Annotated in this window: 17 protein-coding genes and 1 tRNA gene; 13 read left to right on the top strand and 5 right to left on the bottom strand. The window is 64.9% G+C overall.

What is annotated here, in order from left to right:
* Window positions 1-6: 6 nt before the first annotated feature.
* From boxB to aat, 7 genes are all read left to right on the top strand, one after another.
* A complete protein-coding gene (gene boxB, locus MFF62_RS00710) occupies window positions 7-1,431 on the top strand; it encodes a benzoyl-CoA 2,3-epoxidase subunit BoxB (protein WP_238259023.1) in 1,425 nt (474 codons plus the stop codon).
* A 22-nt stretch (window positions 1,432-1,453) separates the two neighbouring features.
* The gene (gene boxA / locus MFF62_RS00715) at window positions 1,454-2,713 is read left to right on the top strand and encodes a benzoyl-CoA 2,3-epoxidase subunit BoxA (RefSeq protein ID WP_238259024.1); all 1,260 of its coding nucleotides are present in this window, start codon (window positions 1,454-1,456) and stop codon (window positions 2,711-2,713) included.
* Between the two features lie 89 nt (window positions 2,714-2,802).
* Window positions 2,803-3,192: an antitoxin Xre/MbcA/ParS toxin-binding domain-containing protein gene (locus MFF62_RS00720; RefSeq protein ID WP_238259025.1), complete on the top strand. Its 390-nt coding sequence runs from the start codon at window positions 2,803-2,805 to the stop codon at window positions 3,190-3,192.
* On the top strand, window positions 3,152-3,916 hold the full coding sequence (locus MFF62_RS00725) for an RES family NAD+ phosphorylase (RefSeq protein WP_238259026.1): 765 nt from the start codon (window positions 3,152-3,154) through the stop codon (window positions 3,914-3,916). The genes MFF62_RS00720 and MFF62_RS00725 overlap by 41 nt, the downstream gene beginning before the upstream one ends.
* A gap of 110 nt (window positions 3,917-4,026) precedes the next feature.
* Window positions 4,027-4,103: transfer RNA gene (locus tag MFF62_RS00730), tRNA-Met, on the top strand.
* A gap of 229 nt (window positions 4,104-4,332) precedes the next feature.
* Window positions 4,333-4,917: an NUDIX hydrolase gene (locus MFF62_RS00735; protein ID WP_238259027.1), complete on the top strand. Its 585-nt coding sequence runs from the start codon at window positions 4,333-4,335 to the stop codon at window positions 4,915-4,917.
* Window positions 4,918-4,951: 34 nt separating this feature from the next.
* The gene (aat, locus tag MFF62_RS00740; RefSeq protein WP_238259028.1) at window positions 4,952-5,734 is read left to right on the top strand and encodes a leucyl/phenylalanyl-tRNA--protein transferase; all 783 of its coding nucleotides are present in this window, start codon (window positions 4,952-4,954) and stop codon (window positions 5,732-5,734) included.
* A 14-nt stretch (window positions 5,735-5,748) separates the two neighbouring features.
* Here aat and MFF62_RS00745 read toward each other — a convergent pair whose 3' ends face one another.
* Entirely contained in the window at window positions 5,749-6,180 is a 432-nt protein-coding gene (locus MFF62_RS00745; RefSeq protein WP_238259029.1) for a hypothetical protein, read from the bottom strand.
* Window positions 6,181-6,368: 188 nt separating this feature from the next.
* Between MFF62_RS00745 and MFF62_RS00750 the strand changes: the two genes are divergently transcribed.
* The 5 genes from MFF62_RS00750 (at window position 6,369) to MFF62_RS00770 (ending at window position 11,464) form a co-directional block, all read left to right on the top strand.
* The gene (locus MFF62_RS00750; RefSeq protein WP_238259030.1) at window positions 6,369-7,169 is read left to right on the top strand and encodes an arginyltransferase; all 801 of its coding nucleotides are present in this window, start codon (window positions 6,369-6,371) and stop codon (window positions 7,167-7,169) included.
* A gap of 115 nt (window positions 7,170-7,284) precedes the next feature.
* Window positions 7,285-8,319: a quinone-dependent dihydroorotate dehydrogenase gene (locus MFF62_RS00755; RefSeq protein WP_238259031.1), complete on the top strand. Its 1,035-nt coding sequence runs from the start codon at window positions 7,285-7,287 to the stop codon at window positions 8,317-8,319.
* A gap of 374 nt (window positions 8,320-8,693) precedes the next feature.
* Window positions 8,694-9,674, top strand: coding sequence for an ABC transporter substrate-binding protein (locus MFF62_RS00760; RefSeq protein ID WP_238259032.1), 981 nt, complete (start codon window positions 8,694-8,696; stop codon window positions 9,672-9,674).
* Between the two features lie 97 nt (window positions 9,675-9,771).
* Window positions 9,772-10,668 (top strand): ABC transporter permease, encoded by an 897-nt coding sequence (locus MFF62_RS00765; RefSeq protein WP_238259033.1) that lies wholly within the window; start codon window positions 9,772-9,774, stop codon window positions 10,666-10,668.
* 1 nt (window position 10,669) lies between these two features.
* Window positions 10,670-11,464 (top strand): ABC transporter ATP-binding protein, encoded by a 795-nt coding sequence (locus tag MFF62_RS00770; protein WP_238259034.1) that lies wholly within the window; start codon window positions 10,670-10,672, stop codon window positions 11,462-11,464.
* A 154-nt stretch (window positions 11,465-11,618) separates the two neighbouring features.
* On the opposite strand, the gene MFF62_RS00775 is transcribed toward MFF62_RS00770, so the two are convergent.
* From MFF62_RS00775 to MFF62_RS00785, 3 genes are read right to left on the bottom strand one after another with little or no spacing between them, the layout of a single operon-like run.
* A complete protein-coding gene (locus MFF62_RS00775; protein WP_238259035.1) occupies window positions 11,619-11,885 on the bottom strand; it encodes a hypothetical protein in 267 nt (88 codons plus the stop codon).
* Complete coding sequence (locus tag MFF62_RS00780) at window positions 11,882-13,294, bottom strand: LutB/LldF family L-lactate oxidation iron-sulfur protein (protein WP_238259036.1); 1,413 nt, start codon at window positions 13,292-13,294, stop codon at window positions 11,882-11,884. Before MFF62_RS00780 ends, MFF62_RS00775 begins: the two co-directional genes overlap by 4 nt.
* Window positions 13,295-13,324: 30 nt before the next feature.
* Window positions 13,325-14,050 carry a (Fe-S)-binding protein gene (locus MFF62_RS00785; RefSeq protein ID WP_238259037.1) on the bottom strand — a complete coding sequence of 242 codons (726 nt, stop codon included), beginning with the start codon at window positions 14,048-14,050 and terminating at the stop codon, window positions 13,325-13,327.
* A 238-nt stretch (window positions 14,051-14,288) separates the two neighbouring features.
* On the opposite strand from MFF62_RS00785, the gene MFF62_RS00790 reads away from it, so the two are divergent.
* The gene (locus MFF62_RS00790; RefSeq protein ID WP_238259038.1) at window positions 14,289-15,074 is read left to right on the top strand and encodes an IclR family transcriptional regulator; all 786 of its coding nucleotides are present in this window, start codon (window positions 14,289-14,291) and stop codon (window positions 15,072-15,074) included.
* Between the two features lie 92 nt (window positions 15,075-15,166).
* Here MFF62_RS00790 and pbpG read toward each other — a convergent pair whose 3' ends face one another.
* The gene (pbpG, locus tag MFF62_RS00795) at window positions 15,167-16,348 is read right to left on the bottom strand and encodes a D-alanyl-D-alanine endopeptidase (protein WP_404990530.1); all 1,182 of its coding nucleotides are present in this window, start codon (window positions 16,346-16,348) and stop codon (window positions 15,167-15,169) included.
* Window positions 16,349-16,490 lie beyond the last annotated feature (142 nt).

The raw sequence follows: 16,490 nt of genomic DNA on the forward strand, positions 1-16,490 counted from the left end.
CCCGCAATGAGCATCGACTACAGCCAGAAGATTCCCAACAACGTGAATCTGTCCGAGGACCGCACCCTGCAGCGCGCACTGGAGCACTGGCAGCCGGCTTTCCTGGACTGGTGGCGCGACATGGGCCCCGACGGCTCGCACAATTTCGATGTCTACCTGCGTACCGCGGTGTCCGTGGACCCGTCCGGCTGGGCGCATTTCGACCACGTGAAGATGCCCGACTACCGCTGGGGCATCTTCCTGCAACCGGCCGACGCCGAGCGCAAGATCCATTTCGGCGAGCACAAGGGCCAGGCCGCCTGGCAGGAAGTGCCGGGCGAGCACCGCGCCAACCTGCGCCGCATCATCGTCACGCAGGGCGACACCGAGCCGGCATCGGTGGAGCAGCAGCGCCACCTGGGCCTCACGGCCCCGTCGTTGTACGACCTGCGCAACCTGTTCCAGGTGAACGTGGAAGAAGGCCGCCATCTGTGGGCCATGGTGTACCTGCTGCATCGCCACTTCGGCCGCGACGGCCGCGAGGAGGCCGAGGCGCTGCTGGGCCGCCGCTCGGGCGACGAGGACAACCCGCGCATCCTGGGTGCGTTCAACGAGCGCACGCCCGATTGGCTGTCGTTCTTCATGTTCACGTACTTCACCGACCGCGACGGCAAGTTCCAGCTTTGCGCGCTGGCCGAGTCGGGCTTCGACCCGCTGGCGCGCACCACGCGCTTCATGCTGACCGAGGAAGCCCACCATATGTTCGTGGGCGAATCGGGCGTCTCGCGCGTGATCCAGCGCACCTGCGAGGTCATGCGCGAGCGCGACATCCAGGACCCGGCCGACGTGCGCGCGGCTGGCGTGATCGACCTGGAAACCATCCAGCGCTACCTGAACTTCCACTACAGCGTGACGATCGACCTGTTCGGCGCCGACCAGTCGTCGAACGCGGCCACGTTCTACAGCGCCGGCCTGAAGGGCCGCTTCGAGGAAACCAAGCGCACCGACGACCACCTGCTCAAGGGCGATGTCTACCGTATCCTGGAAGTACGCGACGGTAAGCTGGCCGAGCGCGAGGTGCCCATGCTCAACGCGCTGAACGAGGTGCTGCGCGACGACTACATCAAGGATTCGGTGGGCGGCGTGGCGCGCTGGAACAAGGTTATCGAGAAGGCCGGCATTCCGTTCCGGCTGACCGTGCCGCACAAGGCGTTCAACCGCAAGATCGGCACGTTTGCCAACCTGCATGTATCGCCCACCGGCGACGTGATCTCCGAGGCCGAATGGAATGCGAACCAGGACAAGTGGCTGGCCACCGAGGCCGACCGCAAGTACGTGGCATCGCTGATGGGCCGCGTGGCGGAGCCCGGCAAGTTCGCCAACTGGATCGCGCCACCGGCCATCGGCATCAATCGCCAGCCGGTCGACTTCGAATACGTGCGCTTCAACTGACACCTGCGGGAGAACGACGATCATGGGCGCCGCCGACATCATCAAGCAACATCTGATCGATCCGGAAATCTGCATTCGCTGCAATACCTGCGAAGACACCTGCCCGATCGATGCCATCACCCACGACGACCGCAACTATGTGGTCAAGGCCGACGTCTGCAACGGCTGCGGTGCATGCCTGTCGCCCTGCCCCACGGGCGCCATCGACAACTGGCGCACCATGTTCAAAGGACAGGCCTACGGCATCGACGCGCAGTTCGGCTGGGACGAGTTGCCGGCCGAGGTGCCGCTGACCGAAGCGGTCATCGACGCCGCCATCGATGCTGCGGCCGCCGCCGGGCAGGCCATCGAGGACGCAGCAGCATCGAGCAAGCCACCCGCGGTGCAGGCCGTGGAAACCAGCCGCCACACGTCGCCAAAGGCACCGTGGTCGGCAGCGCACCCGTACGTGAACCTGCACGGCATCCGTGAGCCGCTGACCGCCACGGTGGCCGGCAACTACCGGCTGACCGAGGCCGATGCGTCGAGCGACATCCACCACATCGTGCTGGACCTGGGCAACCAGTTCTTTCCGGTGCTCGAAGGCCAGGCCATCGGTATCGTGCCGCCGGGCGTGGATGCGTCGGGCAAGCCCCACTACATCCGCATGTATTCGGTGGCCAGCCCGCGCGACGGCGAACGCCCTGGCTACAACAACCTGGCGCTGACCGTGAAGCGCGTGGAGACCGATCACGACGGCAATGCCGTGCGCGGCGTGGCGTCGAACTTCCTGTGCGACCTGAACAAGGGCGACGCGGTGCAGGTGGTGGGACCGTTCGGCAATACGTTCCTGATGCCGAATCACCGCGAGGCCAGCGTGATGATGATCTGCACCGGAACGGGGTCAGCGCCGATGCGCGCCATGACCGAGCGCATGCGCCGCAACATGCAGCACTTCGACGGCCGCCGGCTGCTGTTCTTCGGTGCCCGCAATCGGCGCGAGCTGCCGTACTTCGGCCCACTGCTGAAACTGCCCAAGGATTTCCTGGACATCCATTTCGCGTTCTCGCGCGACCCCGAGGTACCGCGCCGCTATGTGCAGGACGCCATACGCGAGGCGGGCGGCAGCGTGGCCGCCCTGCTCGGCGACCCGCACGGACACGTCTATATCTGCGGACTCAAGGGCATGGAGGAAGGCGTGCTCGACGCGTTTGCCGAGATTTGCGGCAGCGCTGGCCTGTCCTGGGCCGACGTGGAAACGCGGCTTCGCGCCGAGGGCCGGCTTCATATCGAAACCTATTGAGGAAGCCCCACCGGGAGCTGTCGCGATTTGCAACTTCCCAACTGAAATCGGGCGCCTATAATGTTTCTCAAGAAACAGGAGCATAGGCGATGCAATCGAGGCAGATTCCGGAGACCGCGCCCGGCAGCAGCCCCGACCCCGGCGTGACGCTGACCAAGGCGGTCATGCGGGCGGCCGGGTTTCTGGGCATCAGCCAGGCCATCGTGGCCAGCGTGCTGGGCATCAGCACCGCATCGGTGTCGCGCATGGCATCGGGCGGCTATGTGCTCGACACGCATCGCAAGGAATGGGAATTCGCCGTGCTCTTTGTCCGGCTGTTCCGCTCGCTGGACGCCATCCTCGGTCATGACGAACAGGCACGGCTCTGGCTGACGCACGACAACATCGGGCTTGGCGGCAAGCCACTGGAACTGATTCGCACCACTGAGGGCCTCGTACGTGTCGTTCACTACCTGGACGCCACCCGCGGTCGCATCTGAGCGCAAGCCGTTTGCGCTCACACTGTGGCGGGCCGTGGAGGCCCAGCATGTCGTCTCGACCATGCCGCTCGTCGACACCCTCGAGGAACAGGCCGTCCTCGAAGCCGTGATTGACGCAGGCAAGCCAACCGTACCGCCTGACGCGCGCCATCTGCACTACCTGATCTTCACCCCGTTTCGCTATCCGCCCACCGAATGGGGCTCGCGCTTCCGGCGCGGGCAAGACCCTGGCGTCTTCTATGGCGCGGAAACGATACGTACCGCCTGCGCCGAGCTGGGATATTGGCGCTGGCGCTTCCTGATGGACAGCCCCGCCCTGCCCCGCATCGACGCCCGCGCGCAGACGCTGTTCCAGGTAGGGGTCAAGGCCGACGGCGTGGCACTGGACGCGCCGCCATTCGTTCAGGATGCCGCGCTGTGGACCAATCCCGTTGCCCATGCCGCCTGCCAGGACTTCGCGCAGGTGGCCCGCGAAGCCGGCGTCAGCCTGATCCGATACACATCGGTACGCGACCCGGCACCCGGCATCTGCGTGGCGGTGCTGACGCCGCGTGCATTCGATCCTCCCCAACCACTGGCCACGACGACATGGATGCTCACGGTACGTCATGACCGCGTGATCTGGCAGCGCGACGACCTGAAGCAGCGCGAGAGCTTCGAGTTCGAAAGTGCCGCATGGCAACCGCTACCGCGTCGCACAAGCGAAAGTCGCGAGTCGACCTGAACGCCTGCGCGGAAAAGCGCTCCAATAGGACAGACGCACCGCTATCACAGAATTTTTAAGTTTCTGTTGCAATGCGTCACCAGCTTCGCTATAGTCACAGCTTCGACGGACGCGGGGTGGAGCAGTCTGGCAGCTCGTCGGGCTCATAACCCGAAGGTCGCAGGTTCAAATCCTGCCCCCGCAACCAACTTGATTGAAGGCTTACAGCATCTTGCTCGTAGGCCTTTTTTCATTTCCGGGTCCGCTACGTCGAGCACCGGTTCGATGGCTGAGCCAACAACCGATTCCAGTTCGGCTGGCATCGCGACGATCTCCCCGTTCGCGAGCAAGGACCACCGTGTTGCACCTCATGCAGGCACAAAAACACGGCCCCGGCGCGGTGATACACTTGCCCCCATTCTTCCCGGACGCCTCCCATGAAATTCTGCTCGAACTGTGGTCATGCGGTTGTCTTGCGTGTGCCAGAAGGCGACAACCGCCCGCGCAGCATGTGCGACAACTGCGGCACCATCCACTACATCAATCCGCGCAACGTCGTCGGTACGATTCCGGTCTGGGAAGACAAGATCCTGATCTGCAAGCGCGCCATCGAGCCCCGCTATGGGTTCTGGACGCTGCCCGCTGGTTTCATGGAAATCGGCGAGACCACCGCCCAGGCCGCCTCGCGCGAGACGCTCGAAGAAGCCGGTGCGCGCGTGGAGGTGGGCGAGCTGTTCTCGATGCTCAATGTGCCGCACGTGCACCAGGTGCACCTGTTCTACCTGGCGCAACTGAAGGACCTGGATATCGCTCCCGGCGAGGAAAGCCTGGAGGTCAAGCTGGTCGACGAAGCCGACGTGCCCTGGGACGACCTGGCCTTCCCCACCGTGATCCATACCCTGCGCTGCTTCTTTGCCGACCGCGCAGCCGGCAGGATCTCGGCCGGTGATTTCCGCCTGCATACGCTGGACATCGACAAGCCCATGCGGCCGCTCGACAGCCGCGCCACGGTTACACCCTGACCGCGTCGCAAGGCGCGCCGCCCCTGTTCCCGGCATGATTACCTGGCTCGACCCGCAGGATCCCTTTCCGCCGGTCGAGCGCGCGCTCGGCGACGCCAGCGACGCGCCCGGCCTGCTGGCAGCCAGCCGCGACCTGACCCCGCAGCGCCTGCTGCTGGCGTATCGCCAGGGCATCTTCCCCTGGTATTCCGAAGGCCAGCCCGTGTTGTGGTGGAGTACCGATCCACGCATGGTCCTGGTGCCTGCAAACCTCAAGATTTCCCCATCGTTCCGCAAGACGCTGCGACGCGTACTGCGCGATCCTGACTGGGAAATCCGTGTCGACGACAACTTCACCGCCGTCATGCGCGCGTGCGCCATGACGCCGCGCGATGGCCAGCTCGGCACGTGGATCACCGGCGACATCATTGCCGCGTACGGCGCCCTGCACCGCCTTGGACTGGCCCATTCCGTCGAAGCCTGGTACCAGGGCGAGCGGGTTGGCGGGCTGTACGGGGTGGCACTGGGCCGGATGTTCTACGGAGAATCGATGTTCGCCCACCGCACCGATGCTTCCAAGCTGGCGCTGGCTGCGTTGTGCGCGTTCCTGGAACGCCACGGCGTCGCCATGATCGACTGCCAGCAGGAAACCGACCATCTGGCTTCACTCGGCGCCGTGCCGATCCCCCGCGCCGATTTCATCGCGCATGTCCGTGCTGCCGCAGCAGCGCCTGCGATCGATCCCTGGGCTTTCGACAAGGCCGAACTTTTGCGCTGGACCGCCACAAACGGCGCGGACGGCGCGGACGGCGCGGACGGCACGAACGGCGCCGGCTGAGCCGCCGCAGGCGATCATTTGCCGATGCGGCCCTCCAGCCTGCCGACGCGGACGTTGATCTCGCCCACATCCTTCGCCAGACCTTCCAGGCGCTGATTGGTAATGTCGAGACGGCGGTTCGTTTCATCGATACGGCCGTTTATGTCGCCCAGACGACGGTCCACGTTGTCCAGCCTGGCGCTAAACCGCTTGTCCATCTCATCGAGCCTGGTGATCAACGGCGCGACTTCGGCCTTGATCCCGACCCTCAACATATCCGCGTACACGCTGCGCTGGTAGTCGAGCATGGTGAAGACAGCGGCCAGAATGCTGACAGCGACCGCCCCAACCGCCGCCATGTCGCCATAGCGGCTCCAGCGTTTGGTGTGTGAAGCGTCGGCCAAGGCCAGCTCCGAAATCATTCCGGAACCGTCCTGGCCCGGGTGGGAAAATGTGAGCGACGCCATATTTTTCTCCTTGGAAAGTTAGCGTGCAGACATCGTAGAAGCCCCTCACCCGCCTCCGCAATACGACGATTCTCAAAGTTGCCGGCCAACGCAAAAAGGCACTTGCAGACGTGTCCCAATGGGCTCTGATAGACTGCACTCAGACTGGCAATGCCGGCGTCCGACGCGCCGCCCCCTCATTCGACGTCATGAGCAAGCTGAAGGAACTCCCGCTATCCGCGCTGCAGTTTTATGCGACGGCGCCCTACGCTTGCAGCTACCTGGAAGGCCGCATGGCGCGCTCGCAGGTGGCCACCCCCGCGCACCTGATCAATGCCGATGTCTATTCGCGGCTGGTCCGTGCCGGGTTTCGCCGCAGCGGCATCTTCACGTATCGCCCGTATTGCGACGAATGCCGCGCATGCACGCCGTGCCGCGTGCTGGTGGACCAGTTCCAGCCCGATCGCAGCCAGCGCCGCGCGTGGCGCCAGCACCAGGACCTCCAGGCACTGGTGGCGCCGCTGACCTACGTCGAGGAGCACTACGCGCTTTACCTGCTGTACCAGTCGATGCGTCATGCCGGTGGCGGCATGGACCAGGACAGCCGTGACCAGTACGAACAGTTCCTGCTGCAAAGCCGCGTGAACTCCCGGCTGGTGGAATTCCGCGAGCCGCCCGGATCTCCCGAAGCCGGCCGGCTACGCATGGTCAGCATGATCGACGTGCTGGACGACGGCCTGTCGTCGGTCTACACGTTCTACGATCCGCTGGTGACGGGCGCCAGCTACGGCACCCACAACATCCTCTGGCAGATCAACCAGACCCGCGAACTGGGGCTGCCGCACCTGTACCTGGGCTACTGGATCGCCGACAGCCGCAAAATGGCCTACAAGGCGCGCTTCCAGCCATTGCAGGTCCTGACCGGCAACCAGTGGCAATCGTTCGAGGGAATGGCTGCCGCCGCGCCGGAAGCGCAGGCGCGCCCCGAGCCCGGGCCCGCGCAGGAATAACCGCCGAACGGAACAAAACGGCGCAGGAAGCGCCCCGAAAGCGGGGCAACCGGGGCCCGAGCGGCTACAATGCCGCCCTGGTTCCGACTCCTCTCCGGCCCTGGCCGCCCCACCCGTGCTCAACGCGCTCTATCCCCTGTTTCGCCCCGCCCTGTTCTCCATGGATGCGGAGGACGCCCACCATTTCACGCTCAACAACCTGATGCGCGCCCAACGCATGGGCCTGGCCGGCTGCATCGGCAACCGCGTGGCCGATGATCCGCGTACCGTGATGGGCATCCGCTTTCCGAATCCCGTTGGCCTGGCCGCCGGCCTGGACAAGGACGGTGCGTACATCGACGGGCTGGCCGCATTCGGATTCGGCTTTATCGAAGTTGGCACGGTCACGCCGCGCGCCCAGCCGGGCAATCCGCGCCCGCGCATGTTCCGGCTGCCCCAGGCCGACGCGCTGATCAACCGCATGGGCTTCAACAATGGCGGCGTGGATGCCTTCATCCGTAACGTGCAGGCGTCGCGCTGGAAGGCCGAGGGCGGCGTGCTGGGCCTGAATATCGGCAAGAACGCCGACACGCCGATCGAGCGCGCGGCCGACGACTACCTGTACTGCCTGGAGCGCGTCTATCCGCACGCCAGCTACGTGACGGTGAACATCTCGTCGCCCAATACCAAGAACCTGCGCCAGCTGCAGGGCGCGAGCGAACTCGACAGCCTGCTTTCCACACTCAAGACCGCCCAGCAGCGGCTGGCGGACCAGCACAAGCGCTACGTGCCGGTGGCCCTGAAGATCGCGCCCGACCTCGACGACGACCAGGTCCGCAATATCGGCGATGCGCTGGTTCGCCATGGCATCGACGGCGTGATCGCCACCAACACGACGATCTCTCGCGACGCGGTCAAGGGCCTGCCCCATGCCGACGAGGCCGGCGGCCTGTCCGGCAAGCCCGTGTTCGAGGCCTCCACGCGCGTCGTGCGCGAACTGCGCAAGGTCGTCGGCAATGATCTGCCAATTATTGGCGTGGGCGGCATCTTCGACGGCGCCGGCGCGCGCGCCAAAATCGATGCCGGCGCGCAACTGGTCCAGGTCTACAGCGGCCTGATCTATCGCGGCCCCACGCTGGTGCGCGACTGCGCCGAGGCCCTGCGCAAGTAGCCGGTTCACGGGGGCACACCGGGCTGCAACCCGGTGTCGGCCACCGGGCGCTTTCACGCCAAAAATGACAATCTGGCGCAATTTCTTGCGGCACACCCTCCCAAGGAAGGTGTTTTAGGGCAGGATATGCCGCCATGCAGCACCAAAAGCAATCCCAGCCGGGGCCGGAAATGGTATCCTCGCAGGCTTCGCGCCGTCGTATCCGAAGCGACCGCGCGCGTGCCCGCACCTGCCGCCGGGCGCGTCGCGCCCGCCTTCGGACCGCCGGGCCGTCCTGCCGCACAGTCGCCTGTCCGCGGGGCGCCCGCCAGGACGGCTGTCGTACCGTTTGCGGCTGACTGATAGCACCGAATCCTTCGGGGGAGAACAATTACATGCTGCGTCTCAAGGCATCCACCACCCAGTCCATCCTCGGCAGCGCGGTCGCGCTGGCCCTGCTCTACGGCGGCGCCGTGCAGGCCCAGACGGCAACCGTGAAGGTCCTGTCGATCGTCGACCACCCGGCGCTGGACGCGATCCGCGACGGCGTGCGCGACGAACTGAAGACCGCCGGCTACGACGCCGACAAGAACCTGAAGTGGGAATACCAGAGCGCCCAGGGCAATCCTGGCACCGCCGCGCAGATCGCCCGCAAGTTCGTGGGTGACCAGCCGAGCGCCATCGTCGCCATCGCCACGCCGTCGGCGCAGGCCGTGGTGGCCGCCACCAAGAGCGTGCCGGTGGTGTACTCGGGCGTGACCGATCCGGTGGCTGCGCAGCTGGTGAAGGGCTGGGGCGCATCGGGCACCAACGTGACCGGCGTGTCGGACAAGCTGCCGCTGGACCGCCAGGTGTCGCTGATCAAGCGCGTGGTGCCCAAGGCCAAGACCGTCGGCATGGTCTACAACCCGGGTGAAGCCAACTCGGTGGTGGTGGTCAAGGAACTCAAGGACCTGCTGGCCAAGCAGGGCATGACGCTGAAGGAAGCCGCCGCCCCTCGTACCGTGGACATCGGCCCGGCCGCCAAGAGCCTGATCGGCAAGGTCGACGTGATCTACACGAACACCGACAACAACGTGGTGTCGGCCTACGAATCGCTGGTCAAGGTGGCCAACGAATCGAAGATCCCGCTGGTGGCCTCGGACACCGATAGCGTGAAGCGTGGCGCCATCGCCGCGCTGGGCATCAACTACGGTGACCTGGGTCACCAGACCGGCAAGGTCGTGGTGCGCATCCTGAAGGGCGAGAAGCCTGGTGCGATTGCCTCGCAAACGTCGGATAACCTTGAGCTGTTCGTGAACACCGGCGCTGCCGAGAAGCAGGGTGTGACGCTGTCGCCGGATCTGGTCAAGGAAGCCAAGACCGTCATCAAGTAATACCGCCAGGTGCCGCGCGCCCTACCCTGCGGCGCGCGGCCGAAGCGCCCCCAATGGCCCTATCCGGGCCGGCCGGACGGCCTGCAAAGGATTCCCCATGTCTCTCTTTTCCCTGCTCGGCGCCCTGGAGATCGGCCTGATCTTCAGCCTTGTGGCGCTCGGGGTGCTGATCTCGTTCCGCATCCTCAACTTTCCCGATCTGACCGTCGACGGCAGCTTTCCGCTCGGCGGCGCCGTGGCGGCCACGCTGATCTCCGCCGGCCATGACCCGTTCCTGGCCACGCTGGTGGCCATTGCCGCCGGTGCCATTGCGGGCTGGATCACGGGCTGGCTCAATGTGCGTCTGAAGATCATGGATCTGCTGGCCAGTATCCTGATGATGATCGCGCTGTACTCGGTCAACCTGCGCATCATGGGTCGCCCCAACGTGCCGCTGATCACCGAGCCGACGATCTTCTCGATCCTGCAGCCCGAATGGATGCCTGACTACGTGCTGCGCCCGCTGGTGCTGGTGGTAGTGGTCATCATCGCCAAGGTCGCGCTGGACTGGTTCTTCTCGTCGCAACTGGGTCTGGCGATGCGGGCAACCGGCGCCAATCCGCGCATGGCGCGCGCCCAGGGCGTGCCCACGGGGCGTGCCACGCTGGCCGGCATGGCACTGTCGAACGCCCTGGTGGCGTTGGCGGGTGCCCTGTTCGCCCAGACGCAAGGCGGTTCTGACATTTCGATGGGTATTGGCACGATCGTGATCGGCCTGGCCGCCGTGATCATCGGCGAGACCATCATCCCGGCGCGACGCCTGGTGTATGTCACGCTGGCCGTGGTGATCGGCGCCATCCTGTACCGCTTCTTCATCGCGCTGGCGCTGAATTCCGAGTTCATCGGCCTGAAGGCTCAGGATCTGAATTTGGTGACGGCGGCGCTGGTGACGCTGGCGCTGGTGCTTCCGGCCACGCGCAAGAAGCTGTTCGCCCGCAAGAACGGAGGTGCCTGAGATGCTGCGCGCTGAAAACCTGAAGCTCACGTTCAATCCGGGTACGCCGATCGAAAACCGCGCGCTGCGCGGCCTGAGCCTGGAGATTCCCGCCGGCCAGTTCGTGGCCGTGATTGGCTCCAACGGTGCCGGCAAGTCGACCTTCCTGAACGCCGTCAGTGGCGACACGATGGTCGACACCGGCCGTATCCTGATCGACGACACCGACGTCACGCGCCAGCCCGCCTGGGATCGCGCGCACCTGGTGGCCCGCGTGTTCCAGGACCCGATGGCCGGTACTTGCGAGGCGCTGACCATCGAAGAGAACATGGCGCTGGCCATGGCACGCGGTTCGCGTCGCGGTTTTCGTCCGGCGCTGAACAAGGGGTCGCGCGAGCTGTTCCGCGACAAGCTACGCCTGCTGAACCTGGGTCTGGAAAACCGCCTGACCGATCGCATCGGCCTGCTGTCGGGCGGCCAGCGCCAGGCGGTGAGCCTGCTGATGGCATCGCTGCAACCGTCGCGCATCCTGCTGCTCGACGAGCACACGGCGGCGCTGGACCCCAAGACCGCCGCGTTCGTGCTGGAACTGACCGCGCGCATCGTCGAGGAAAGCAAGCTGACGACGATGATGGTCACGCACTCGATGCGCCAGGCGCTGGACTACGGCCAGCGCACCGTGATGCTGCACCAGGGCCAGGTCGTGCTGGACGTCTCGGGCGACCAGCGCAAAGGGCTCGATGTGCCAGACCTGCTGAAGATGTTCGAGCAGACCCGCCACGAGCAACTCGACGACGACGCGCTTCTGCTGAGCTGAGTTACGCCGACGTTGTTCTCCCCTCTCCCGCGCGCGGGAGAGGGGCTGGGGGAGAGGGTCAGCGGTTCAAACTGCGACCTGTCGCGGATTGATACCCCCGCCCTCTCCCTAACCCTCTCCCGCCACGCGGGAGAGGGGACAAGTCTTCGGTGCTTTAAACCGTCCCAGCCTTATCCAGCCACTTCCCCAACTGTTCCGCCACCGCCGAGCTCGAAAACGAGCAGCTATCCTGCGCGAACACGGCGGACATCTCCATGCGGCGTAGCAGTTCCTCCATCGCCTGACCAAATACCGGCGGCAAGGTCAGCGAGACCGACGACGCGCGCCAGCGCGCGATCAACTCGCCAGCGGGCAACGTGCCTGCCAGATGTGCATCCAATGCCTGGCGCATGACCGCCAGCGTCTCTTGATTGGCGCTCATGTACGCGCCCTCCTTTCCTTGTAAAGCTCGCGGAACGTGCGGCCGCTCGGGGCCGGCATGTCGCGTGTTTCAGTCCAGCCCTTGCCTGCCATCGGCAGGCTGGCAATCAGCTTGCTGCGGCCACCCATGCGCGACAGGATACGCGCCCCAACGCGCGTGACAAAGGCATAAAGGTCCGGCCGCCGCGCTACATAGCCCCACACCTGCAAGGCCATGCGTTCCTGCCACGGCCGCAGATGGCGCTCCATCTGCTTCTCGCGCAACTTGCGCAACAGGTCCGACAGCGGAATCGATGCCGGGCATACCCGATTGCACTCGCCGCACAGCGTGGCAGCCTGCGGCAGGTCCACCGCATTGGCCAGGCCCACATAGCTCGGCGTCAGCACGCTGCCCATCGGGCCGGGATACACCCAGCCGTAGGCGTGGCCGCCGATCTTCTGGTACACGGGACAGTGGTTCATGCACGCGCCGCAACGGATGCAGCGCAGCATCTCCTGGAATTCACCGCCAATCAGCCCGCTGCGCCCGCCATCGACCAGCACGAAATACATGTGCTCGGGGCCATCGCGCTCGCCTTCCGCACGGGGCCCGGTCAGGATCGAAAAGTAGTTCGAGATCGCCTGGCCGGTGGCCGAGCGCGGCAGCAGCCGCATCACCGTGGCCAGGTCTTCCAGCGTGGGCAGTACCTTCTCGATGCCGGTCACGGCCACGTGCACGCGCGGCATGATCGTGCACATGCCTTCGTTGCCTTCGTTGGTCACCACGGCCACCGAACCGGTTTCCGCGATGATGAAGTTGCCGCCGGTCACGCCCATGTCCGCGGACAGGAATTCGGGCCGCAGCACCTCGCGCGCCTCGCGCGTCATCTCGGGGATGTCGGTCAGGCGCGGCTTGTTGTGGACCTTGGCGAACAGGTCGGCAATCTCGTCCTTGTCCTTGTGGATCACCGGCGCAATGATGTGCGACGGCGGTTCGGCATCGTTGATCTGCAGGATGTATTCGCCCAGGTCGGTCTCGATGCTCTGCACGCCCATCTCGCCCAGCACCTGGTTCAGCCGCATCTCCTCGGTCACCATCGACTTGCTCTTGATGACCTTCTTCACGCCATGCTTCTGCGCGATCTCGGCCACCAGCCGCGCCGCATCGGCGGTGGATTCGGCGAACAACACCGTGGCACCGCGCCGGGTGGCGTTTTCCTCGAACGTGGCCAGCCAGACGTCGAGGTTTTCCAGCGCGCGGTTGCGGCGCTCCTTCAGCGCGGCGCGCGTGGCGTCGAAGTCGATATCGCGGATAGCGTCTGCACGCGCCGTCACGAACTTGGTCGACAGTTTCTTGAGGTTCTGCTGCAGGCGCTGGTCGGCCAGCTTCTGCCCGGCGCGCGCCTTGAATTCCATGCTGTGCACTTGCATCGTGGGGGCTCTCCAGTTGTGCGCGCCGCGTTATGCGTCGCCGGCCAGCACCTGCGCGATATGCAGCACGCGCGTGCGGGAATCGCCGGAACGTCGCAGCCGGCCTTCGATATTGAGCATGCAGCCCAGGTCGCCAAGCACCACGGCATCGGCGCCACTGGCCTGGATGTTGGCGCATTTCTCGTCGACGATCGCGGTGGAGATGTTGCCGTACTTGACCGAGAACGTGCCGCCAAACCCGCAGCAGGCCTCGCAATCCTTCATTTCAGTCAGTCGCACGTTTGGCAGCCGGCCCAGCAGCGCGCGGGGCTGCTGCTTGACGCCCAGCTCACGCAGGCCCGAGCAGGAATCGTGATAGGTCACATGGCCGGCAAAGCTGGAATCGAGCTTGTCGATCCTGGCCACGTTCACCAGGAAATCGGTCAGTTCGAACACGCGTTCGCGCAGGCGCTCGTAGCGGCCATTCAGTTCGGGATCGTCGCGCAGGAGGTCGTGGTAGTGGTGCCGGATCATGCCGCCGCACGATCCCGAGGGTACGACCACGTAGTCGAACATCTCGAATTCACGCAGGAATTTCTCGGCCAGGTCGCGCGACACCGCCCGCTCGCCAGAGTTGTACGCGGGCTGTCCGCAGCAGGTCTGGGCCTCGGGCACCATCACCTCGTAGCCGGCCGACTCCAGCAGCTTCAGCACAGAGAACCCGATTTCGGGACGCATGAGATCCACCAGACAGGTGGCGAACAGTCCGATTCGCATGACTTCCCTTGTTTTCCAGACCCTGAGAGCCGCAATTATGCCCCTTCGCCTTGCCGCTGCGGGCATTCGGCGCCGCAATCCTGCTCAGCACGCGCCCCAAAGTGGCTCATGCCGAACGCCGCGGCCCCGCTCATGATCTGAATGAAATCTCGGAAATCACGTTTCACCCGTTGAAATTTTCACAATGCGAGATAGAATCAGGCAAACGCTTAATTTGCCGCAAGGCAACATTTCTCATATGGCAGAAGCAGACAAGTCACCCGGCAAGACCTCGATCCAGGTGATCGAGCGCATGATGACGCTGCTGGACGCGCTGGCCCAGCATGCGGATCCCGTCAGCCTGAAGGAACTGTCGCTGGCCACCGGCCTGCACCCTTCCACGGCGCACCGCATCCTGAACGACATGGTGGCCTGCCGCTTCGTCGACCGGTCCGACCCCGGCAGCTACCGGCTGGGCATGCGCCTGCTGGAATTGGGCAACCTCGTGAAGGCTCGCCTGTCGGTGCGTGACGCGGCGCTGGCGCCCATGCGCGCACTGCACCGGGTGACCGGACAGACCGTGAACCTCTCGGTCCGTCAGGGCGACGAGATCGTGTACATCGAGCGCGCCTATAGCGAACGCTCGGGCATGCAGGTGGTGCGCGCCATTGGCGGCCGTGCCCCGCTGCACCTGACCTCGGTCGGCAAGCTGTTCCTGGCCGCCGACGAAGCCACGCGCGTGCGCACCTATGCCACGCGCACCGGACTGGCCGGTCATACGCGTACGTCGATCACCGATCTGGCCAAGCTCGAACGCGAGCTGAGCTGGGTGCGTTCGAACGGCTATGCGCGCGACAACGAAGAGCTCGAACTGGGCGTGCGCTGCATTGCCGCCGGCATCTACGACGATTCGCGCCGGCTCGTGGCCGGGCTGTCGCTGTCGGCCCCCGCCGACCGCCTGCAGGATAGCTGGCTGCAGAACCTCAAGGACACCGCGCTGCAGATCTCGCGCGGCATGGGCTACGTGGCCGAACCCACGGCCTGATTTCCCGCCGGATTGCCGGCCAGCAGCCACAAAAAAGAACGCGCCGGGGGCGAAAGCCCCACGGCGCGTTTTCCATGCGCGACGGCTACAGCTCAGGTGCCGTGCGACTGCTGCGATACCAGGACCGCCGCAGGGGACCTAGGACCCTGCGTAAGATTGGGCGTCGAAGGAAAAGGGCGCGGCTGGCCCCCTGCCGACGGTGGTTGATGCTCAAGCCAGGTACGGACGCGCGTGGCATCGGCAAAGCGCGACAGCTTGCCCACCGAATCCAGGAACACCATCACCACGTTGCGATCGTTCACGCGTGTCTGCATGACCAGGCACTGGCCGGCCTCGGAGATATAACCGGTCTTCTGCAGGCCGATATCCCAGCTGCCGCCGCGCACCAGGCGATTGGTGCTGACGTAGTGCATCGTGCGGCCCGAAACGCTGACCTCATGCTCAGTCTGGGTCGAGAACTCGCGAATGGTCGGGTTGCGGTAGGCCGCATTGACCAGGCGGGCCAGATCCATGGCGCTCGACACATTGCTGCTCGACAGACCGCTCGAATCGACGAAATGGCTGTCGTTCATGCCCAGCTCGCGCGCCTTCTTGTTCATCGCGCCGACAAACGCCGGCAGGCCACCCGGGTAGCTGCGGCCCAGCACCGACGCGGCACGGTTTTCCGACGACATCAGCGCCAGCAACAGCATCTCGTGGCGCGTCAGCGTGGTGCCGAAGCGCAGGCGCGAGCTGCTGTGCTTCTCGGTGTCGCGATCGTCCTCGCTCACCGTCAGCATTTCGTCCATCGGCAGGCGCGAGTCCATCACCACCAGCGCGGTCATCAGCTTGGTGATCGATGCAATCGGCAGCACCGCAGTCGGATTCTTCTGGAACAGCACCTCGTTGGTGTTCTGGTCCAGCACCAACGCCACCGACGATCGCAGCGACAGCGCGTCTTCGGTGTCACGCAGGCCCATCGCTTCACCGAGTGACGGCTTGGCTGGCACGAAGGCCGCGCGCACCGGTGCGGCACGGCTGGCCACCACGGTACGTTTGCCGCCCTTGACGACGATCACCTTGCGTGGTGACGCCGCCTGCGCGGAAGCGACCTTTTTAGAGGATTTGGATACTTTTTCGGTCTTTTTAGCCGAAGATTTCGTCGCAGTCGACTTCGTCGCTGCGTACGTTGCCGGGGCGGCCATCAGGGCCACGGACATGAGTGCCGTGGTGGCGATGGCGGTCAGGCGGGTAAGGCCAAAGAGTCGGGACATGAAGGAATCGGTCCGGAACATGATCTGTTCAGCGCGGATACGGAATTGCGCTAGTGTAGGAAATTAAGAAATTCTTAGCAAGATTAATGACTTACAGCCGCTCTTTAAAGTTTGATTCGCAAACATTTCCACATTGCGAAAAAAGAGAGCCATGAACCACTTC

This window comes from Cupriavidus pauculus (assembly GCF_022179805.1).
GTDB classification, from domain to species: Bacteria; Pseudomonadota; Gammaproteobacteria; order Burkholderiales; family Burkholderiaceae; genus Cupriavidus; species Cupriavidus pauculus_E.